This window comes from Pseudomonas kuykendallii, from assembly GCF_900106975.1.
GTDB classification, from domain to species: domain Bacteria; phylum Pseudomonadota; class Gammaproteobacteria; order Pseudomonadales; family Pseudomonadaceae; genus Pseudomonas_O; species Pseudomonas_O kuykendallii.
The window spans coordinates 359,871-380,872 of the sequence record NZ_FNNU01000003.1 but is presented as its reverse complement, the minus strand read 5'-3'; the positions used below and the strand labels follow the sequence as shown (position 1 = coordinate 380,872).

General features: G+C 62.9%; 20 protein-coding genes and 1 pseudogene. 4 read left to right on the top strand and 17 right to left on the bottom strand.

Annotation, left to right across the window (positions count from 1 at the left end; all coding sequences use genetic code 11):
- Positions 1-78: 78 nt before the first annotated feature.
- The 9 genes from BLV15_RS11795 to imm45 form a co-directional block, all read right to left on the bottom strand.
- Positions 79-441, bottom strand: coding sequence for a hypothetical protein (locus BLV15_RS11795; protein WP_090228282.1), 363 nt, complete (start codon positions 439-441; stop codon positions 79-81).
- A 101-nt stretch (positions 442-542) separates the two neighbouring features.
- Positions 543-1,052, bottom strand: a complete 510-nt coding sequence (locus BLV15_RS21860; RefSeq protein WP_139210714.1) for a DUF2059 domain-containing protein — start codon at positions 1,050-1,052, stop codon at positions 543-545.
- 28 nt (positions 1,053-1,080) lie between these two features.
- The gene (locus tag BLV15_RS11790) at positions 1,081-1,620 is read right to left on the bottom strand and encodes a GNAT family N-acetyltransferase (protein ID WP_175534350.1); all 540 of its coding nucleotides are present in this window, start codon (positions 1,618-1,620) and stop codon (positions 1,081-1,083) included.
- 227 nt (positions 1,621-1,847) lie between these two features.
- A complete protein-coding gene (locus BLV15_RS11785) occupies positions 1,848-2,330 on the bottom strand; it encodes an AbiV family abortive infection protein (protein WP_217632888.1) in 483 nt (160 codons plus the stop codon).
- A gap of 152 nt (positions 2,331-2,482) precedes the next feature.
- A complete protein-coding gene (locus tag BLV15_RS11780; protein ID WP_090228278.1) occupies positions 2,483-2,782 on the bottom strand; it encodes a hypothetical protein in 300 nt (99 codons plus the stop codon).
- A 58-nt stretch (positions 2,783-2,840) separates the two neighbouring features.
- On the bottom strand, positions 2,841-3,227 hold the full coding sequence (locus BLV15_RS21855; protein WP_139210712.1) for a hypothetical protein: 387 nt from the start codon (positions 3,225-3,227) through the stop codon (positions 2,841-2,843).
- 440 nt (positions 3,228-3,667) lie between these two features.
- Positions 3,668-4,111 carry a hypothetical protein gene (locus BLV15_RS11770; protein ID WP_139210711.1) on the bottom strand — a complete coding sequence of 148 codons (444 nt, stop codon included), beginning with the start codon at positions 4,109-4,111 and terminating at the stop codon, positions 3,668-3,670.
- Positions 4,112-4,300: 189 nt separating this feature from the next.
- Positions 4,301-4,534 carry a DUF4198 domain-containing protein gene (locus tag BLV15_RS21850; protein WP_139210710.1) on the bottom strand — a complete coding sequence of 78 codons (234 nt, stop codon included), beginning with the start codon at positions 4,532-4,534 and terminating at the stop codon, positions 4,301-4,303.
- A 405-nt stretch (positions 4,535-4,939) separates the two neighbouring features.
- Positions 4,940-5,272: an Imm45 family immunity protein gene (imm45, locus tag BLV15_RS22515; RefSeq protein WP_369523724.1), complete on the bottom strand. Its 333-nt coding sequence runs from the start codon at positions 5,270-5,272 to the stop codon at positions 4,940-4,942.
- A 146-nt stretch (positions 5,273-5,418) separates the two neighbouring features.
- On the opposite strand from imm45, the pseudogene BLV15_RS11760 reads away from it, so the two are divergent.
- Positions 5,419-6,383 (top strand): annotated as a pseudogene (locus BLV15_RS11760) (integron integrase).
- A gap of 138 nt (positions 6,384-6,521) precedes the next feature.
- On the opposite strand, the gene rimO reads toward BLV15_RS11760, so the two are convergent.
- Together rimO and BLV15_RS11750 are read right to left on the bottom strand one after the other, a co-directional pair.
- Complete coding sequence (gene rimO, locus BLV15_RS11755; RefSeq protein WP_090228266.1) at positions 6,522-7,847, bottom strand: 30S ribosomal protein S12 methylthiotransferase RimO; 1,326 nt, start codon at positions 7,845-7,847, stop codon at positions 6,522-6,524.
- Positions 7,848-7,960: 113 nt separating this feature from the next.
- Positions 7,961-8,557, bottom strand: coding sequence for a cyclodeaminase/cyclohydrolase family protein (locus tag BLV15_RS11750; RefSeq protein WP_175534349.1), 597 nt, complete (start codon positions 8,555-8,557; stop codon positions 7,961-7,963).
- Between the two features lie 145 nt (positions 8,558-8,702).
- Between BLV15_RS11750 and BLV15_RS11745 the strand changes: the two genes are divergently transcribed.
- Positions 8,703-9,191 carry a CinA family protein gene (locus tag BLV15_RS11745; protein WP_090228264.1) on the top strand — a complete coding sequence of 163 codons (489 nt, stop codon included), beginning with the start codon at positions 8,703-8,705 and terminating at the stop codon, positions 9,189-9,191.
- Positions 9,192-9,223: 32 nt separating this feature from the next.
- Positions 9,224-10,051 (top strand): ammonia-dependent NAD(+) synthetase, encoded by an 828-nt coding sequence (nadE, locus tag BLV15_RS11740; RefSeq protein ID WP_090228261.1) that lies wholly within the window; start codon positions 9,224-9,226, stop codon positions 10,049-10,051.
- Positions 10,052-10,064: 13 nt separating this feature from the next.
- On the opposite strand, the gene BLV15_RS11735 is transcribed toward nadE, so the two are convergent.
- Positions 10,065-12,710: an excinuclease ABC subunit UvrA gene (locus BLV15_RS11735; RefSeq protein WP_090228259.1), complete on the bottom strand. Its 2,646-nt coding sequence runs from the start codon at positions 12,708-12,710 to the stop codon at positions 10,065-10,067.
- Between the two features lie 82 nt (positions 12,711-12,792).
- Positions 12,793-13,071, bottom strand: coding sequence for a DUF3509 domain-containing protein (locus tag BLV15_RS11730; RefSeq protein ID WP_090228256.1), 279 nt, complete (start codon positions 13,069-13,071; stop codon positions 12,793-12,795).
- 336 nt (positions 13,072-13,407) lie between these two features.
- Here BLV15_RS11730 and BLV15_RS11725 point away from each other — a divergent pair, with 336 nt between their 5' ends.
- Entirely contained in the window at positions 13,408-13,644 is a 237-nt protein-coding gene (locus BLV15_RS11725; RefSeq protein WP_090229069.1) for a hypothetical protein, read from the top strand.
- Positions 13,645-13,913: 269 nt separating this feature from the next.
- Here the strand turns inward: BLV15_RS11725 and BLV15_RS11720 are convergent, their stop codons facing one another.
- The 4 genes from BLV15_RS11720 to BLV15_RS11705 all read right to left on the bottom strand — a co-directional run bounded on the left by BLV15_RS11720 (position 13,914) and on the right by BLV15_RS11705 (position 21,001).
- Positions 13,914-15,179, bottom strand: coding sequence for a virulence factor family protein (locus BLV15_RS11720; RefSeq protein WP_090228253.1), 1,266 nt, complete (start codon positions 15,177-15,179; stop codon positions 13,914-13,916).
- The gene (gene mprF / locus BLV15_RS11715; RefSeq protein WP_090228250.1) at positions 15,179-17,794 is read right to left on the bottom strand and encodes a bifunctional lysylphosphatidylglycerol flippase/synthetase MprF; all 2,616 of its coding nucleotides are present in this window, start codon (positions 17,792-17,794) and stop codon (positions 15,179-15,181) included. The genes BLV15_RS11720 and mprF overlap by 1 nt, the downstream gene beginning before the upstream one ends.
- A 208-nt stretch (positions 17,795-18,002) precedes the next feature.
- On the bottom strand, positions 18,003-19,235 hold the full coding sequence (locus BLV15_RS11710) for a c-type cytochrome (protein ID WP_090228248.1): 1,233 nt from the start codon (positions 19,233-19,235) through the stop codon (positions 18,003-18,005).
- A complete protein-coding gene (locus BLV15_RS11705; RefSeq protein WP_090228246.1) occupies positions 19,232-21,001 on the bottom strand; it encodes a GMC family oxidoreductase in 1,770 nt (589 codons plus the stop codon). Before BLV15_RS11705 ends, BLV15_RS11710 begins: the two co-directional genes overlap by 4 nt.
- Position 21,002: the final 1 nt, after the last annotated feature.

Below are 21,002 nucleotides of genomic sequence, written 5' to 3'. Positions count from 1 at the left end.
TAACGTTTGGTTAAGGGGCGGGCTTTAGCCCGTCCCAGTGAGCGCAGCGAACGGTTTGAACCAATTGTTATATGCGTATCACTGCGCTTCATTGATGTAAATTTTGTGTTCTGTGCCTTTGTCGTCAATGGCAAGCATGTATTTACTTTGACCTGCCGGCCAGGCAAACGATAAAGAGCATAGATTTTCCAGATTTACGCTATGGGATGCACAATGTTTCTTTAGGTTGTCATCCCAATAACCAATTGATTTTTTTATTCTCTCTGACTCAAGCTGAGCGGACCTGAACTCCCTTGTAAGCCAGTTTATTTCAATATCATAGCCTTTGTTGTGAATCTTCCCAATTTCGTCGGCAACGAAATCATGGTCGACATAGTTCATTGAGCTTACAAAGCTGTGCCCGAAATTGTGGATTGCTGATTTTATGTTTTTGTACTTCATATCTTAGATCAGCATATAACGATTAAGCTAAGGGGCCGGCTTTAGCCGGTCCCAGTGAGCGAAGCGAACGATTTGAGCGCATTGTTAGCCACCAACACGAATTAGTGAAACTGGCCATACCAAGGAGAGGCCAACTCGGGGAGGTATGGCCAATCTTGGCGATTATTTAGAGCATTTCTTGATAGCTCAGCCGCTGATTGTGAGAGAGATAGACCGTCAAGGTCGTTTGCACTATTTATGGCGTAAAGACGGACATCACCTTTTGTGATTTGCTTGTTTATGATGTGAAAAAGAGCGTATGTGGCTCTACCCCACGACTCACCCTCATTGCCTTCAAGATCTGGGCCGTAGATTTTGTATATTTCACCTCCGGCTTTAACTGCGTAGCTCCCAGTTTCAGAAGAAAATTGTTCTTCGATTTCTATGGGGGCTTCGACGTATTGCTTCAGCTGAGGGAGAAGCTGCTCATATGCTTCGTTAATGCCTTGCTCAGCTAATGCTTCAGCATCTAAGAGAATCAACGAATCATAATCCAATAATGTTGCTGCTTGAGCTTGCTGGTTGCTAAACAAGCCAACAGCCAGTAGCAGTTTATAGATGAATGAACGCATGACTTTCCTTGGTGGATAACGTTTGAATTCACCGGACTGGCGCGGCTTGCCGCGACAGGTCCGGTGGAATGATGGGTTGGGCAGCATGGCGGATGAACACTTGAAGCGAATGCTTGCCTCGCCCGGACACGAATGGGGTGCCGGCAGAGACGAAGCCTGCCTTGGTAAGAGAGCGATGCATCGCAATGTTATCCGTGCGAGAAGTGGCGAACATGCAAGCACCGTCGCTTGCGGCGATGACCGCCTGTGACAATAGAAGCGAAATGCCCTTGCCTCGCGATTCCGGTGAGACATAGACCCAGCCAAGCTCGTAGGGAAACTCAGCGGCGGGCAGTTTGGCGCCACTTTCTGAGCTTACGCGACGGCGATAACTGGCTTGGGGTTGCTTCAGCGCTGCAACACCAATCACCAAACCATCGACGCGAGCGAATACCAGCACCGCTGCACTACGAATACGCTCGACAAGCCCTTGAATTGAGACTTCACCGCCAGCACGAACGAAAGCAATGAAAGCAGCGATCTCGATGTTTGAGCATTCGCAGGGAGATTTGACGAGTAGTTCAGGCATAGCGCTTTTCATGTTGCCCAACGTGCTAGCTCAGCCGACGGCAAAAAGCGCAGCTTTTTGACGGTCGGCTGGAGCGGAATGTTAGACCTCTGGGAATGGCACGCCTTCATTGATGAAACGCTCCATTTCGTTGATTCCAGATGGATGAAGGCCAGCGTCCTGCATAGCGGAATACCAGCTCACCAAAGCCTTCTTCGCTGCAAGCAGATCGTTCTTTGGCGCAGCACCTAATGCCGTATCCAAAGCTCGATTTCTTCGGCTGTGGTTTCGTGCTTGCGAACGAAAAGCTTAGTGATCTGAACAAGGCCTCGAGCAAGCTTTTCGTCGATCACCTCGACCGGAACAGACCAATGACGATTTCCAAGACAATCTGTGTAAAACCCGAGCTGTTTGACTTGATCGAGAATAAACGGATGCTCAGCATCCTCTTCAAAAAGCGGGCGCAGATCCTCGAGCTTCCGCGCGCCCTTCATTGCAAGGTCCGGGAGCAGCCACTGAGCATTCTTGCGAGTATGTGATCGATAGCTCTTCCAGGCGGCAGCTACTTCTTCCTTGGAGGTAGCCGTTGCGAGTTGGCGCAGGATAGAGACTTTGCCGGTCTCTTCGATTGATAGAGCTGCAAGGGAAGCTGCACTCGGGCAACGGCCAGCGGCAAGCAGCGCCTGAGCGTCTTCCACAAGACGGTAGGCGTTTGCGTTGGCGGCGTTCATTCCAGCTGCAATCTCTGCGGCGGATAGCGGCCCTCGATATGCATTTAGTTTCTTCGAAGACATGAGAGGTCTAACGTTGTAGGTAAGGGGCGCTGCGCGGCGCTTTATCGCGCAGCGTCCAGCGACCGGAGGGAGCGGCCTTGACCGCAGTGTTAGAGCGCATTGTGCAACGGAAGAAGGACATTGCCATACCCAAGAAGAAAGGCAGTGCCGCAGACGATTGCGCTACCGAGAACAAGAATTTGGGCCAAGGGTATGCGCAGCAATGCCATAGCAACAGAGGCAAAAAGAAAACCGGCAACGAAGAGTGCGACAAGATACTGGCCAGAGTTGGCTAAATGAAAAAGCCATGAAACCCCAAGGTAGCCAAGTAAGCAGACGCCAATGAGTAGTGTGAGAAAGAACCCTAGGCTTTCGAGATCAGCGACGAAGTTGGCGATGCGGGAAATCATTGCGCTCTAACGCCTGAATTAAGCCGACCCGCGAAGCGGGTTCGGCTTAAATGAATTGTTAGGCCGCTGGCCGGGTGTGGCGGACAATTTGCCAGTTGATCGCTGCATTTTTTCCACTCTCAGTGATCTCGAATTCAGTGAAAGCTCCTGCCACAACGCAACACAGAGAGCCTTTAGAACCGGCTCGGCCCGGAAAGAGCATTGCCGAGACTTGAGAAATGAAAGCGTCTAGTTGTCTCGCGCCATTTACTACAGCCAGGAATTGCTTGATGGCTGGAACTGGCGAATTGACCAAAGGCATCCCCGCGAACACCTCAAGGTGCTGGACCTCGTTTCCCGACTCAGCCAGTAGCGCCAAGAACTTTGAAGCAATGCGAAGGTCAGGAACTCCGTCTTGTAGCAATGCCTCGGGAAGCAGAATTTCAAATGGTGGTGTGCCGGACATGTTTTTCCTGCGGCCTAACGATTAAGCTAAGGGGCGGCGGAACGCCGTCCCAGCGAACGAAGTGAGCGATTGAGCGACTTGTTATGCTTACTACTCAACGACCTCGTGCTCCCATTTGTAACTGCTGTATAGAAAGGGGCGGCTACCTTCTTTATCTGTTTCGACCACATCTAACCGAACCTTTGTTCCTACGGGATAATCCCGGATCTCTTTAGAGCACTCGATTTTTATGTCCGTTGGGAACCCTTGCCCGGGACAGGGGCGGACACCGTTCTTTCTCCGTGATATATCATAGAAAACTTCTGCTGTAATTTTGCGGTATTCACTTGGATCTCGCTGTCCTCCATGCCCCATGTTGCCTCCTTTTGCGTAACGTTGAAATTCACCGGACTGCGCGGCTTTTCGCGCAGGTCTGGTGGAATGATGGGTTGGGCTACAAGTCATTTGCTTAAGAGTTCCAAGAATTCTTTCGTGCCCGAAAGACGGAGCAGCCTTTGACGAGCCAGCATTACGGGTTTCTTGTAGGACGCAGGGTAGTTGGTAAATAGCTCAAGCCAATTTGCGCGCAGCAACTTCTTGTGCCTGTGGTCTATGTGGTACTCGTGAGCAATCAGGTTTCTTGCTTGTTGAACTTGGCGGATGACAGGTAATGCGGAAATTGATTTGTACGGCTTTTTGTATGGCAGCTTCTCCAGTACGCGGATGCGCTCCTCTAAAGTTAGGCGCTCAACGATAAGCTCATGAAACTCTGTGAATCGCTCTTGTGTAGAGAAGTACATGCCGATTGCAACGCCAATGAATGCGTCAAAAAACGCCGCGTCTTTCATCACGCGTGACCGTACTTCATCTCGGTTGAGAACTACGGCGATGGCTTCTAGGTTCATGGGGCCCAACGTTTGGTTAAGGGGCGGGCTTTAGCCCGTCCCAGTGAGCTAAGCGAACGGTTTGAACCACTAGTTAGGCATAAACTACGGTGCTAATTTTGAGTTGTCAGATATAGAAAATGCTACAGCACCGATTTCATGGCAAATTACTGTAATGCGGCTTAATAGTTTTGCCTCACTAGCTTCTGCTCATGCATCGCCAAAGTGTGCGGTTATATGCACTGACTCTACAGGGTTGCCGTTGATTAGAACCTCTATAGAAAACTCCTCAGATTTCCAGAGGCCATTTACTGCGCCTGGAAAAGATAGGCCTATAGCAGCTTCGACGAATTCCTTATCTCCAAGCTGCATAACGTCTTCAACTGAAGAAAGATCTTCGATTGATAGGTCATTCGGTTTTATGAGGATTGCGTCGAAACTCATGTTTTATGCCTAACGTTTGGTTAAGGGGCTGCGGAACGCAGTCCCAGCGAGCGAAGCGAGCGGCCTTGAACCAGTTGTTAGGCTGAGATGCCTGGGCCGACTCGTTGGTAGTTGAGGCACGATGATCGAGCCCCTGCGGAGATTCAAGCGCGTATTGAGCGGCAGGCGAACACTTGTGCATTGCGCTTGAGCGACAGCCAAGGCAGCAACCGGGCGATAGCCTGCACGACGATCACGGCATTTTTCCCGCCCGTGCAGTCGCAGCGATTTGAATACGGAATGTGCTGCAACTAACCCAACTTCCATGTTTGTACCGAGCCTAAAAATATACTGCCGCCTAACGTTTGGTTAAGGGGCCGGCTTTAGCCGGTCCCAGCGAGCGGAGCGAGCGATTTAAACCACTAGTTAGGTTTCTACGCAATGCCCGGAAGGATAGCACTCAACGTAATTGACGTTTGCAAGCTCGCATTCTGGGTAAACCCAAAGCGACCAGTTTTTCTTTAGCCAGTCTACTGATATTCCGCTGGGCTCATGCTTTGCTTCTGCTGGAAATACTAGCTCCGTTTGACCTGCGTGATAGCCAGAAGAACATATGATTTTATAAAAAGCTGGCGAGTCATGATCTTCAATAATCATGAAGTCGACGACTTTTTCGAATGGTTGTTTTGCCGGAAAGCGAAATACTACGCCTCTCCCAAATGAGTCTTTTCCACAGGTTGTGAGCGGACGCCAATTCATCATGGAACCTAACTATAAATAGACACCAAACGGTGTGATAACGCTTTGGCGGCCTGTGGTGGATAACATTCCTTGTCCTCTTCGCGGTCGCTGTCTAGGCTGGGAAGTGCAGCGGTCTGGATGACCGTATATAGGAGTTATGCGCCATGGACGGAAAGCCCCGGTTGCTCGATCAAGTTCGCGAGCAGATTCGTTTGAAACATTACTCGATTCGCACTGAGCGAGTCTATTGCGAGTGGGTTCGTCGGTTTACTCGATTCCACGCCTATAGGCACCCTGCGGAGATGGGCGCGGCGGAGGTGGAGGCGTTCCTGTCTGATCTGGCGGTGCGTCGGGATGTGTCGGCCTCCACGCAGAATCAGGCACTGGCTGCGTTGCTGTTTCTCTATAAACAAGTGCTCAAACTGGAGCTGCCCTGGCTGGGCGAGGTCGTGCGGGCCAAGAAGCCAGTGCGGTTGCCGGTGGTATTGAGTGTCGAGGAAGTGAAGGCGGTGCTGGCGCAGCTTGAGGGTGAACTGTGGCTGATCGCCAGCCTCCTGTATGGCTCGGGTATGCGTTTGATGGAGGTGATGCGTTTACGGGTAAAGGATGTGGATTTTGCGGCGCAGCAGATCGTGGTGCGTGACGGCAAGGGCATGAAGGACCGCGTCACGGTGTTGCCGCAACGGCTGCGTGAGCCGTTGCGTAAACACCTGCTCTCGGTGAAGGCCGTGCACAACGCGGAGTTGCTGGCCGGGCGCGGTGATGTGTACCTGCCGCAGGCGTTGGAGCGCAAGTATCCCAAGGCACCGTGGGAGTGGGCGTGGCAGTACGTGTTTCCGGCGCAGGGGTTGTCGACCGACCCTCGCAGTGGCAAGCGGCGGCGTCATCATGTCGATGAGAAGCGCTTGCAGCGTGCGTTCAAGTGGCGGTGCGCGCGACAGGCATCGCGAAGCTGGCGACTCCGCACAGGCTACGCCATTCGTTCGCCACGCATTTGCTGGAAAGCGGCCAGGACATCCGCACGGTTCAGGAGCTACTGGGTCACGCGGATGTGAAAACCACGATGATCTATACGCATGTGCTCAATCGCGGCGGCCTTGCGGTGCTTAGTCCGCTGGATCGGCCATGAGCCAAAGCGCTCGCCTCGTGCGCGCGGTGCGCATGGCGCACCCTACGGCTGGTCATTTCGTGGCGTTTTCGGCCCTCTTCCCCAGCCCCTCTCCCATGAATGGGAGGGGGGAGCAGTAGGGAGCTCTCGATCAGGAGATCAAACCAGCTCGGCCCACATGTCGTACTCGTCGGCATCGACGATGCGCACGCGGACTTTGTCGCCGGGTTGGACGGCGGTGGTTTCGATGAACACGCTGCCGTCGATTTCCGGGGCATCGGCCCAGGAGCGGCCGACGGCGCCTTCGTGGTCGACTTCATCGATCAGCACGTCCATTTCCAGGCCGATCTTGCGTTGCAGGCGGGCAGTGCTGATGGCCTGCTGGTGCGCCATGAAGCGGTCCCAGCGGTCCTGCTTGACGTCGTCGGGGACGATTTCCAGGTTCATGTCGTTGGCCGGCGCGCCGTCCACCGGGGAGTACTGGAAGCAGCCGACGCGGTCGAGCTGGGCTTCGGTGAGCCAGTCCAGCAGGTACTGGAAGTCTTCTTCGGTCTCGCCGGGGAAACCGACGATGAAGGTGGAGCGGATGGTCAGCTGCGGGCAGATCTCGCGCCACTGCTTGATGCGCGCCAGCGTGCGGTCCTCGAAAGCCGGGCGCTTCATCGCCTTGAGCACTTTCGGACTGGCGTGCTGGAAGGGGATGTCGAGGTAGGGCAGCAGCTTGCCGGCAGCCATCAACGGGATGACGTCGTCGACGTTGGGGTACGGGTAGACGTAGTGCAGGCGCACCCACACGCCCATGCTCGACAGCGTCTCGCAGAGTTCGAGCATGCGTGTCTTGACCGGGCGGCCGTCCCAGAAGTCGGTCTTGTACTTGAGGTCGACGCCGTAGGCGCTGGTGTCCTGGGAGATCACCAGCAGCTCCTTCACGCCGGCCTTGACCAGGCGCTGGGCCTCGCTGAGCACGTCGCCCACCGGGCGGCTGACCAGTTTGCCGCGCATGCTGGGGATGATGCAGAAGCTGCAGCTGTGGTTGCAGCCCTCGGAAATCTTCAGGTAGGCGTAGTGGCGCGGGGTGAGCTTGATGCCTTGCGGCGGCACCAGGTCGATCAGCGGGTTGTGCTCGATGTTCGGCGGCACCACCTCGTGCACGGCGTTGACCACCTGCTCGTACTGCTGCGGGCCGGTGACGGCGAGCACGCTGGGGTGTACGTCGCGGATCGCGCTTTCCGACACGCCCATGCAGCCGGTGACGATCACCCGGCCGTTCTCGGCCAGCGCTTCGCCGATGGCGTCCAGCGACTCGGCCTTGGCGCTGTCGATGAAGCCGCAGGTGTTGACCACCACCACGTCGGCATCCTGATAGGTGGGCACGACTTCGTAGCCCTCCATGCGCAGCTGCGTGAGGATGCGCTCGGAATCGACCGTGGCTTTCGGGCATCCGAGACTGACGAAACCCACTTTGGGGGCGGTGGCGGTGGACATGGCGGCTAACCTCGAGGAGCGCTCCGGGAGGCGCCCTTGATCAAAAAGTGCGCAATTCTAGCGGCACGTCCGGGTCTTGGATAGCCTCGGCGTCGGTTCCCGCCGATTGGTCGCTAATGGCTGGCCGCGCGGATCTGCCCGAGGTGCCGGTCCGCTTCGTCCTGAACCTGCCGGCGCGCCGCGTGCAGGCGCTGGCGTTCGCTCTCGTCAACGAGTTCGCGCAGGTCCACGTCGAGGTTGATCAGCAGCGCGCTGAGCCCGGCGTGCAGGAGCAGGGCGCCGGCCTCGATATCGCTGACCAGGGCATCGGCGGTTTGCGGCCGCGCCTCGCTCGCGAGTGCCAGGGCCTGGGCGCAGCAACGTGCGGCGTCGAGCGAGACCGCCGAGGTCTTGCGCGCGGCACGCTGCCGGTTGGGCGCCTGGGTGTCGTCGTGGCGCAGCGCTTCCATATAGTCGGCGAAGGCCACCACATCGGCATCGGCATAGTCGGCGAGGGCGTGAAGCAGGGTTTCCACCTGGGCGATCAGCGCGCCGCGCGCGGATTGCGGCTGTTTCGCCTGGGAGGTGCGCAAGGCCATCAGCACCAGCGCCAGGCCGAGGTTGGCGCTGACCACCGCGGCGGCGCCGCAACTGGGTGTGGGCGATGGCGCGGCGACCGCGTCGCGGAACCGGGTGAGGCTCTGGGACCAGAGGGTTTCGTTGCGCGGCATGGCGATCTTCCTGGCTGACCCGCTTTTGAGCGCGCCTGGCGACGAGCGTTCATTCATCGGCCTGTCGTCCGGCAACCGGCCGCGTGGGGGAGCGTTGCCGATCGTGGCCTGTCTACCGTTCAGGCAACCACGAGCGTAGGAAGTCATGCGGATCGAAGCCATCGTCGAGTATTTCAAGGAGCACCACCTGCTGCTGGCGACAGCCGAGTCCTGTACCGCGGGCAACATCATCACCCTGTTGGCCTCCTGCCCTGGCAGCGGGCGCTATCTGGACGCCGGCTACGTGGTCTACTCGCCGGATGCGAAGAAGCGCCTGCTCGCGGTGCAGCAGGCCACCATCGACCGCTTCGGCCTGACCAGCGAGCAGGTCGCCCGCGAGATGGCCGCCGGTGCGCTGCGCGACAGCCCGGCCAATGTCGTGGTCGCCACCACCGGCGTCGCCGGGCCGGATGGCCTCGATGGGATCGCGCCGGGCACCGTGTGCTTCGCCTGGGCATTCAGTGGGCAGGAGGAACTGCGCCTGTTTTCCCGCACCGAGCATTTCCCGGGCGACCGGATGGCCGTGCTGGACGCGGCATCCAGTTTCGCGCTGGCTGAGATCCCGCGCCTGCATGCCAGCCTCGCCCGCCGTTGAATCACTTCTCCTTTCAGCATGGAATACAGCCTATGAGCAACGACCTTTCCAGCCGTCAGCAACGCATCATCCGTGACCTGCAGGTGAGCCCGGAATTCGACGCGGCGAGCGAAGCGCGGCGGCGCATCGACTTCCTCGTCGCGCAGATGCGCAACAGCCGCCGGCATGTGCTGGTGCTGGGTATCAGCGGCGGTGTCGACTCCAGCGTGGCCGGGCGCCTGGCCCAGCTCGCCGTGCAGCAACTGCGCGAGGAGGGCGAGCCCGCCACCTTCATTGCCGCGCGTCTGCCCTACGTCGAGCAGCACGACGAGGCGGACGCGCGTGCGGCACTGGACTTCATCCAGCCCGACGAGCTGCTGCGGGTCGACATCGGCCCGGCCAGCGACGCGCTGCTGCAGGCGACCAAGGACGCCGGACTGGCGTTTCGCGATGCGGCGCACGAGGATTTCGTCCTCGGCAACATCAAGGCGCGCCAGCGGATGATCGCCCAGTACGCCATCGCCGGCGCGCGCGACGGCCTGGTGATCGGCACCGACCACGCGGCGGAAGCGCTGATGGGGTTCTTCACCAAGCACGGCGACGGCGCCTGCGATGTGGCGCCGCTGTACGGGCTGAACAAGCGCCGCGTGCGTGCCGTCGGCCGCTGGCTCGGGGCTCCCGAGGCGCTGACCGAGAAGGTCCCGACCGCCGACCTGGAAAGCCTGCGCCCCGGCCACGCCGACGAAACCGCGCTCGGCGTGCGCTACGAGGAGATCGACGATTTCCTCGAGGGCAAGCCGGTGAGCGAGGAGGCCAGCCGGATCATCCTGCGCACCTACGACAACAGCGCGCACAAACGGGCGCTGGCGGTCACGCCCTGAGGCCCCGCGCCGCTCAGCGCTGCAGCTGCGCGCGCAGGTAGGGCGCGGTGCTGCTGGCCGTGCTGCGCACCACCTCGTGCGGCGCCCCGCAGGCAACCACCTGGCCGCCGGCGTCGGCAGCGCCGGGGCCGATATCGACCACCCAGTCCGCCTGCGCCACCACATGCATGTTGTGCTCGACCAGCACCACCGTGTTGCCGTCATCCACCAGCTCGCCGAGCTTGGCCATCAGCCGGTCGATGTCCAGCGGATGCAGGCCGGTGGTGGGTTCATCCAGCACGTACAGGGTGGCGCCGCGCTGGCTGCGTTGCAGTTCCGACGCCAGCTTGATGCGCTGCGCTTCGCCGCCCGAGAGCTCGGTGGCGGGCTGGCCTAGGCGCAGGTAGCCCAGGCCGATGTCGCGCAGTAGCCGCAGCGGGCGCAGGACGGCGGCTTCCTCGGCGAAGAAGTCGCAGGCGGCGTCCACGGTGAGTTGCAGCACCTCGGCGATGTTCTTCTCCCGCCAGGTGACTTCCAGCGTCTGCGGGTTGTAGCGCGCGCCCTGGCAAGCCGGGCAGGGCGCATAGACGCTCGGCATGAACAGCAACTCGACACTGACGAAGCCCTCGCCCTCGCAGGTGGCGCAGCGGCCCTTTGCGACGTTGAAGGAGAACTGCCCGGCATCGTAGCGACGGCGCCTGGCCTGCGGCGTGGCGGCGAACAGCTTGCGCACCCCATCGAACAGCCCGGTGTAGGTGGCGAGGTTGGAGCGCGGCGTGCGGCCGATCGGCTTCTGGTCCACCTGGACCAGCCGGCGGATGCGTTGCATGCCGTCGACCACGCGCCCCTCGGTCGCCGGCAGCACGGCGTCCTCCAGGCTCGGTTCCTCGCCGTCGGCGGCGGAGACGGCATGGCCCAACTGGGCGCCCACCAGTTCCAGCAGCGCCTGGCTGACCAGGCTGGATTTGCCCGAGCCGGACACCCCAGTGACCGCGCACAGGCAACCGAGCGGGAAGCTCACGTCCAGCCCGCGCAGGTTGTTGCGGGTGACGCCTTCCAGGCGCAGCCAGTCCGATGCCTGGCGCGGCGTCCGCTCGATCTTCGTCCGGCTGTCGAACAGGTACTGCCGGGTCTGCGACGCTTCGACGTCGGCGAGCCCGTCCGGCGGGCCGCTGTAGAGGATCTGGCCGCCGTGTTCGCCCGCCGCCGGGCCGACGTCCACCAGCCAGTCGGCGCGGCGCATGGTTTCCAGGTCGTGCTCGACTACGAACAGCGAGTTGCCGGCCTCCTTCAACTGTTGCAGGGCGTCGAACAGCGCTTCGCCATCGGCCGGGTGCAGGCCGGCGGAGGGTTCGTCGAGCACGTAGATCACCCCGAACAGCTGCGAGGTCAGCTGGGTGGCCAGGCGCAGGCGCTGCAGTTCGCCGGAAGACAGGGTCGGCGTGCTGCGTTCCAGCGCGAGGTAGCCGAGGCCGAGGTCGGTGAGGGTTTTCACCCGGACCAGCAGGTCCGCGGCGATGCGTTGGGCGGCCAGGCGCTTTTCCGGCGAGCGGTTGGCGGTGCGCCGCACGTCCGGCGCACTGGCATGCGCGGAGCCGCCGGCCGCGATGCGCTGCTCCCGCGCGGCCTTCGCCGTGGGCTGGCCGCGCGGCGTCGGTGCCGGGTCGTCGGCGGAGGTGTCCTCGGCGACCCGGCGTAACAGCTCGGCCAGTTCGAGCAGCGGCATCTGCGAGAGGGTGCCGATGTCGTGACCGGCGAAGGTCACCGAAAGCGCCTCGCGTTTCAGCCGCTTGCCGTCGCACAGTGGGCATGGGCTGCCGACCATGAACTGCGAAACACGCTTCTTCATCAGTGCGCTTTGCGAGTGGGTGAAGGTGTGCAGCACGTAGCGCCGCGCCCCGGTGAAGGTGCCCTGGTAGCTCGGCTCCAGCTTGCGTTTCAGCGCCTGGCGCGTCTCCTCGGGGCTCAGTCCGGCGTACACCGGCACCGTCGGCTGCTCGTCGGTGAAGAGAATCCACTCGCGCTGCTGGCGCGGCAGGTCGCGCCAGGGAATGTCCACGTCATAGCCGAGCGTGACCAGGATGTCGCGTAGGTTCTGCCCCTGCCATGCGGTGGGCCAGGACGCCACGGCGCGCTGGCGGATGCTCAGCGAATCGTCCGGCACCATGGATCGCTCGGTGACTTCGTAGACGCGGCCCAGGCCATGACATTGCGGGCAGGCGCCCTGCGGGGTATTCGGCGAGAAATCCTCGGCGTAGAGCATCGGCTGCTCCGGCGGGTAGTCGCCGGCCCGCGAGTAGAGCATGCGTACCAGGCTCGACAGGCTGGTGACACTGCCGACCGAGGAGCGCGTGCTCGGGGTGCCGCGCTGTTGCTGCAGCGCCACGGCCGGCGGCAGGCCCTCGATGGCATCGACATCGGGCACGCCGACCTGGTCGATCAGCCGCCGGGCATAGGGTGCCACCGACTCGAAGTAGCGCCGCTGCGCCTCCGCGTACAGCGTACCGAACGCCAGCGAGGACTTGCCGGAGCCGGAGACGCCGGTGAACACCACCAGCGAATCGCGGGGGATATCGACATCGACGTTCTTCAGGTTGTGCTCGCGGGCACCGCGCACGCGGACGAAACCGGAGTCGGTGGACGCACGGACAGGGGCGGGCTTGCGGCGGGACGGAGGCATGCTGCGGACTCGTGGCGACGGGGCTAAGGACTTATAAAGAAAAACCGCCCCGAGAGGCGGTTCTTTTCTTTTCAGCGACGGCTCAGACGTGGCTGTAGGCCGGCAGCCCCGAGCGACGCAGACGGCTGAGGGTTTCCACCTGCGGCAGTTCGCCGAAATGCAGCGCCACGTCGCGTTTCATCGTATTGACGAAGCGCTCGCGCTGGAATTCGTCGGATACCTGGGCGGCGCAGGCGGCACGCTTGACCAGGCTGCCATCGTAGTTCTTGAGGGTCACCAGGCAGCCACGGTCAGGACGGGCAACGGCGGTGACTTCGTAGTCGGGGAAAGCGGCAGTTACGGCATTGAGCAGATCGTTCATTTTTTAGTTATCCAAAGCAGTTCAATTCCGCTTTGTTATCGCAGCATGCGTGCCAACTTTGTGCCTATTATAAATCAATGACTTACATTAAATGATGGCGATAAGCTGCTAGCAGAATGCACGAATGGTCCGAAACGACCTTGCAAATCGCGCAATGGTTCCGCGCAGGCCCATGCCGACCTTCAGCAGGTGGACCGCGGGATCGGACTGCTCCAGGGCCGGCTGCAAGGGCGGCATGCCCGGCAATGGGACGTAAGCTGACCGGACGGCCGTTTCATCGAACTACTTGCCAGGCGGGGCGCTCGAAACCTCACATGCAGTGAGAAGGACATGAAGATGAGCCAGACCGATCGCCCCAGCCAATCCTCCATCGATCGCACGCCGCCCAACCTGCCCAAGCAGGATCAGGCCGGCAACCCGGTGGATGTGGTGAGGAAGGACATCACCCGCGATAACGAAGCGACCGAAACCGTCGACAAGGTGATCACGCCGACCACCATCAAGACCAAGGAACAGGAAGCCGATGAAATCAATGCGGGTGCGGATCGCGTGGAGAGCCTGCTGAAGCGCTGAATCCGACCGCGTTACCGGGGCGCCGCCGATGGGGCGCCGAGTAGCCAAATGCCTACACGCGCTGTCGCGGCTTGGCTATACCGGCGTGCGCGTGCGCGCCGTAATCTCTGTTCCACGGATGGCGCGACGGATCGCACGAACCGCAGGATGAACCACCGAGCCAGGACGGCGCCTCGACAGGGATTTCGAGTCGGTACCACACAACCCGCTTCGGCGGGTTTTGTGTTTTCCGGGGTTTGGAAAAGGCGCGAGTCCCGCCGGAGCCACGCTTACGGCGTGGTCCGGGCCTTTATCGCATCGAGCAGGCGCGTCGCCAGCGCCGGGTAATCCTCGTCGTAATGATGGCCGCCTGGCAGTTCCAGCGGCTGGCCGCTCAGCTCACTCAGCGTGCAGCCGGTTTCCGTCTTCTCTTCGACGCCGTAGACGCACAGCACCTTCGCCGCCGGCAGCTTGCTCAGCTCAGGACCTATCGGTGCTTCCTGATTGACCTTGCCCAGCCAGCCCTCCACCTCGATCTCGAAACCGACGCTGCGTTCGGGCGCCAGCAGGATCAGTGAGCTCACCGTGTCCTGGGTCGCGGCCGGCAGGCGGTTGTAGATCGCCGGCAGCACGTTGGCGCCGAACGAGTAGCCGATCAGCGCGAAGTGCTTCACGCCGCGGGTTTCCTGGTAGTGCTTCATCAGCGCGGCGAGGTCGCTGGCCGAGCGTTCCGGGGTCTTGTGCTGCCAGTAGTAGCGCAGCGTGTCGACGCCGATCACCGGGTAGTTGTGCTGCGCCATCTGCTCGGCGACATCGCGGTCTAGGTCGCGCCAGCCGCCGTCGCCGGAATAGAACAGGCTCAGCGTGTCGACCGGGTCCTTGGCGGGCACGTCGACCACCGGCATGGCCTCGCCCTGGCCGGCGAGCAGGCTCTGCAACTGCTGGTCGAGCAGTTGCGGCAGCGGCGTGTCGTAGTCGGCGATCTGCGTATGGGCGTTGTCCAGCGCACGGGCGAAGCGCGCGCTGGGATCGTCCGGATTGTCGTTCCAGGCGATGGTCCACTGGCCGTGTTCTGCCCGTTGCGGCAGCACGTCGGGGCAATCCGGCGTCGACAGCGAGAAACCCACCGACAGCGCGCGCGCCTGGTCGCTGCCCTGGGCCGCCAGCCAGCGCCAGGCGAGCACGCCGCCCGGGCCGATACCGGCGACCAGCGTCGGCGCCTGTTTCAGCTGCGCCGCGGCGTCATTCATGTGCTGGCGTTGCTGTTCGCAACTGCCGGGCTGGAGAACGTACTGCACCAGCAGCGCGCCGCGCTCGGCCAGATTCAGCAGTTGCGCATCGCTCAGCCCCTGGCCCTCGGGTACGGCGGCGACCACGCGCGCAGCGATCTTGCCCGGTGGCACGGCCAGCGTCACCGCGCTGCCGTCGGCCAGCGTCGGGTGTTCGAGTTGCGCCCTCGGCGGCGGCTTGAGGAACCACCAGGCGACGCCCAGCAGCAGGCACGCCAGTACGAGGAGGGTTGTCAGCGTCTTGCGACGGGAGAACGGTAAGGCCATCAGCGTTTCACCAATCCAGTCAGGCCGCCGGCGATCAGCGCGGCGGTATCGGCCAGGGCCAGTAGTGGGTTGAGTCCCGCGGGAACGGCCATGTAGCGCGGTTCCCATTCGGGGTCGAACTTGTCCTTGAAGCGGCGCAGGCCCTGGAAGTTGTAGAACTGCTCGCCGCGCTGGAACACCAGCGAGCCCAGGCGCTGGGCCAGCGGCGCGCCACGGCGCACCTGCAACCCGGCCAGCGGCACCATGCCGAGGCTGAAGTGCGCATACCCGGCTTCCTTGAAGCGCAGGATCAGGCCGAGCATGAGGAACTCCATGGTCAGCTTCGGCGCCTTCGGATGCACGCGCATCAGGTCGAGGCTGGCGACTTCCTTCTGGTCGGTCTCCAGCAGGCTGGCGAAGGCCACCGGCTGGTCCTTGTCGAGCACCACGGCGATGCGGAAGTGGCGCAGGTAGTCGGTGTCGAAACGGCCGAGGGAGAAGCCCTTTTCGCGCGCCTGCTTGCCCTGCATCCAGGCTTCGGAAATCGCCGCCAGGTGCTCCATCGGCGCCTCGCCGGGCGCATGGATTACCAGGCTGAGACCGTCGCGCTGGCCGCGGTTCCAGGTGTAGCGCAGGTCTTTCTTGCCCTTGCTGTCGAGGTCGAAGGTGGCCAGGTCGACGCTGGCTTCCTCGCCGAGCTTGATCGCGCTCAGGCCGATGTCCATGTAGTACGGCAGGTTCTCGGCGCGCACCTGGTAGAACACGGGGCGGGCGCGGTAGTGGTCGCAGAGGTCGCGGAACTGCCAGATCAGTTCGCCGCGTTCGGCGGCCGGGCCGATCGGGTCGAACAGCGCCACCAGGCTGCGGCCGCGTCGCGCGTACATTAGGAAGGCGTCGCCGTTGGGGTGGAAGAGGATCGCCTTGTCGCCGGTGAGCACCAGGCCGCCGTCCGGCTGGTCGGAGGCCTTGATGATGGCCAGCGCGCGTTGCAGTTCGGCCTCGTCGGGTTCGAGGATTTCCGGCGGCTGCGGGCGCAGCAGCCAGACCAGGCCGAGGATCGCCAGCAGCAGGAAGCTGCCCAGCGTCGCCCGCAGCGAGCGCGGGGTGTTGGCGTCCACCGCGAATTGCCACCACAGCTCATGGTCGTAGGGTACGTTCTGATAGACGAAGAACATCAGCCAGGTCGAGGCCGCAAGCACGCACGCCGCGGCCACCAGGTTGACCGACGAGAGCGGCATCTCCAGCAGCCGGCTGGGACGGTAGAAGGCCTTGCGGAAAACCGCCAGCAGCGCGGCGGTGATCGACAGCAGCATCGCCTCTTCCCAGTCCACGCCCTTGAGCAGCGACAGCCCGGCACCGACCACCAGCAGGGCGAGGGTCAGCGCCCAGGCGGCCGAAAGGCGCTGGCGCAGGCCCTGGGCGAGCAGCAGGCAGAGCACGCCGACCAGGCTGGCGGCGAGGTGGGAGATGTCGATCAGCCGATGCGGGATGAGGAAGCGCAGGGTGTCCAGGCGCTCGTCGATGGCCGGGGTCGCGCCGGAAAACAGCAGCACCACGCCGGCGAAGAACACCAGCAGCGAGAGCACCGGTGCCGCCAGCGTCGAGGCCAGGCGCAGGGCTTCGCGACCGGCGCCGAGGAAGCGCCGGGCTTCGTCGGCGAGCAACAGCAGGCAGCCGAGCGCCAGCGGCAGGCCGACGTAGATCAGCCGGTAGATCACCAGCGCGGCGGCCAGCGGCGCGGCACCCAGTTGACCGGCGAAGGCGGCCAGCAGCACCGCCTCGAACACGCCGATGCCGCCGGGAACGTGGCTGAGCACGCCGGCCGCCAGCGCCAGCAGATAGACCAGCAGGAAGCTGCCGAACGGCGGCGCCTCGGGCAGCAGCAGATAGAGCACGGTAGCGGCGGCGCTGACGTCGACCAGGGTGATGAGCAGTTGCAGCAGCGACAGCTTCGCCCCAGGCAGGCGCAGTTGCCAGCGCGACACCTGTACCTCGACGCTGCCGGGCACGCCGCCTTGCGGCAGGCGGCGGCGCGAGAGGAACAGCACCAGCGCGGCGCAGCCCAGCAGGATGGCCACGGCCAGCGCGCCCACCAGCGGCGCCGGAAGTTTCAGCGCCTGGGCGGCGGCTGGCAGGTCGCTCAAGGCGGCGAGTGCGGACAGCGGCGGCAGGGCGCAGCCCAGCGAGAGGCTGGCGAACAGGCTGATCCGGGCGATGTCGCCGGCGCTCAGCCCTTCGCGGGCATACAGCCGGTAGCGCACCGAGCCGCCGGAGAGCAGCGAGAAGCCCACCGCGTTGCCGATGGAGAAGGCGCAGAAGCTGCCCAGGGTCAGCCGCGAGGCCGGCAGCTTCACTCCGGCGTAGTGCATCGCCGACCATTCATAGCCGAGCAGCGCGACGAAGCTAAGCGCCGTGGCCGCGAGGGCGCCATAGATGCTGGCCTGGGGTACGTCGAAGAGCGCGGCGCGCAGGCCGTCCGGATCGAGTTCGTGCAGCAGGTGCCAGCACGCCAGCAGGCCGAGCGCGAACAGGATCAGGGTGAGGGCGAGGCCGATGGGCTGGCGGTAGAGACTCAGGCGGTCGAGCCAACCAAGACGGGGGATGGGGCTGACGGCGACTTCGACGGGTTCCTGCATTGCGGCTCTCAGTGGCTGAACATGTTGCAGAGTGTGACCGTTCGGACTGCGGACCGCACCTCCGTCGGGAGGATTTTTTGTCCGGGCCGTCCACGGCTGTCAGGCAAAGGGTAGGTGGGTTTCGGGTCAAGGAAAGAAAACGGCCACCCGAGCAGGTGGCCTTTTCGTTACGCCAGCGAAGTGCGTGGCGGATGGAGCGTCGCGCGGCTCAGCGCTCGTTCAGGCTGTCCCGCAGGTCGGTCACCTCGGCGCTGGAAACCGGCGAGGCGGAGTTGCCCCAGCTGTTGCGCACGTAGGTCAGCACGTCGGCGATGTTCTCGTCGCTGAGGTTCCAGGCGAACGACGGCATCGCCGGCGCGGTGGGCGCCGCCTCGGTGCCACCGGCGCGGCTGCCGGCCAGCACCACGCGGATCAGCGAGGCGGTATCGGCGGCGTTCACCAGCGGGGCCTTGGCGAGTTTCGGGAACAAGTGCGCGATCCCTTCGCCGGAACCGACGTGGCAGGCCGAGCAGCGGTCGGCGTAGATCGCCTTGCCGGCGACCATCGCCGGGCTGTCCGCGGCCAGCGGTTCGACGGGCTTCGGCCAGTCGGTCCGCGGGTCGTCCTTGAGGTAGACCGCCACCGCCATCAGGTCCTCGTCCTTCCAGTGCTGGGTGGAGTGCTCCACGGCTTCGGCCATCGGCCCGGAGGCGATGTCGAAACGGTTGGCGCCGGTCTTCAGGTACTGGACGATTTCCTCGACGCTCCATGCGCCGATGCCGGCGTGCGGATCGGCGGTGATGTTCGGCGCGACCCAGCCCTGCAGATCGGCGCCGGCGAGGAAGGCGTCGTTCTTGTCGCCCCCGGTCAGGCTTTTCGGCGTGTGGCAGGTGCCGCAGTGGCCGAGCCCCTGGACGAGGTAGGCGCCGCGGTTCCATTGCTCGGATTTCTTCGCGTCGGGCTTGAATTCGCCTTCCTCGAAGTTGAGCAGGTTCCAGGCGATCAGGCTGCTGCGCAGGTTGAACGGGAACGGCAGCAGGTTGGTTTCCACCGGGTTGTGCACCGGCTGGACGGTCTGCAGGTAGGCCCAGATGGCCTGGTTGTCCTCGCGGCTGACCTTGGTGTAGGCGGTGTACGGCATCGCTCCGTAGAGGCGCTTGTCGCCCGGCGCGTGGCCCTTGGACATGACGTTCTGGAAGTCCTCGAAGCTCCAGCCACCGATGCCGGTCTCCGGGTCGGGGGTGATGTTGGCGCCGACCAGCTTGCCGAACGGGGTGTCGATGCTCACGCCACCGGCGAACAACGGCTTGCCCGGCTGCGTGTGGCACGCCGTGCAGTCGCCGAGGGTCGCCAGGTAGCGGCCTTTCTGCACCAGGTTGTAGGAGTCGCCGCCGCTGGCCGCGTTGGCCGTGCCGAGGCTCAGGGCGAGCAGGCCGGCGCACAGGGAGAGTGTGGTTTTCATACGCTGATCATCTCCCCCGGACGCTTGAGATAGAGCCTGCGGATCGCATCCGCGGCCTTGAAGGCCAGGGCGCCCACGGTGCCCGTCGGGTTGTAGCCGGGGTTCTGCGGGAAGGCCGAGGAGCCGACCACGAACAGGTTCGGCACGCCCCAGACCTGCAGGTGTTTGTTCACCGAGCTGTTCTTCGGATCGGCGCCCATGATGAAACCGCCGACGATGTGCGAGGACTGGTACGAGGTGTTCGCCCACGGCCCCTTGCGCGGCGAGGGGAAAAACGCCCGGGGGTTCATGCTCTTGGCGATCTCGGCGACCTTGTTGGTGCAGTACTCGGCCATGCGCAGGTCGTTCTCCGGGAAGTCGAAGGTGATGCGCAGCAGCGGGCGACCGTGCGGGTCGGTGTAGTTCGGGTCCAGCGACAGGTAGTTGGTGCGTTTGCTGTAGCTGCTCGCCTCGCAACCGATGGACATCGAGCTGGCGTAGTTCTCCACGGTCGCCTTCTTCCACTGCGAACCCCAGGCCGGGGTGCCCGGCGGCACCGGGCGCGAGTCGATCGGCGCGGCGCCGATCGGCGTCACCCGGGTGCTGCCGCCGCCGACGAAGCCAAGGCCCGCGTGGTCGAAGTTGTCGTTGTTGAACTCGTCGATGCCCATGCCGATGGCGCCGCCGCCGATGAAGGGATTGAAGTTCTTGTCATCGAAGAACATGCGCACGCTGTTGGCCGTCTGGTAGGCGTAGTTGCGCCCGGTGGTGCCGGTGTTGGTGACCGGGTCGTAGGGCTGGCCGACGCCGGAAAGCAGCATCAGACGCACGTTCTCGAAGATGAACGCGGCGACCACGACGATCTCCGCCGGCTGCTCGAACTGATCGCCGTTGGCATCGACGTAGATGATCCCGGTGGCTTTCTTGCCGGTGCTGTCCAGCGTGACCTTCAGCACTTCGGCATTGGTCTTGGCGGTGAAGTTGGGCTTGCGGATCAGCGCTGGCAGCACGTTGACGATGGCGCTGGCCTTGGAATAGTTGGCGCAGCCGTAGTTGGTGCAGAAACCGCAGAAGGTGCACGGCCCCATGGTCACGCCGTACTGGTTGGTGTAGGCCTGCGAGGCCAGCGCCGAGGGCACCGGGAACGGCTTGTAGCCCAGGTTGCGCGCGGCTTCGGCGAACAGCGTCGGGGCGTAGGTCTGAGCGGTCGGCGGGTTCGGGTATTCCCGGGAGCGGGCGCCCTCGAACGGGTTGCCGCCCTCGACGACGGTGCCGTTGAGGTTGCCGGCCTTGCCGGAAACCCCTGCCAGGCGCTCGAAGGCGTCGTAGTGCGGTTCCATTTCCTCCCAGGTGGTGCCCCAGTCCTGCAGGGTCAGCTCGGCGGGTACTTCCTTGCCATAGCGTTCCTGCAGGTAGCTGGCGAGGCGGAATTCAGTGGGCTGGAAGCGAAAGGTGATGCCGGCCCAGTGGTTGCCGGCGCCCCCGGTGCCGTTGCCGGGGTGGAAGGAACCCCAGTCGCGCATCGGCAGGGCGGTCTCGGCCGGCGTGTTGCGCATCGTGCAGGTGTTCTGCTTGGTCCGCAGCATCAGTTCCTGGCGGCGGTTGTAGCGCAACTCGTCGGTGGCGGACGCCAGGTTGAAGTCCACGGCGGTGTCGCGCCACGGGCCGCGCTCGAAGCCCATCACGTTCAGGCCTTCGTCGGCGAGTTCCTTGGCGATGATCGAGCCCGCCCAGCCGAGGCCCACGACCACCACGTCGGTGGCGGGAAGTTTCTTAGGTGTAGCCATG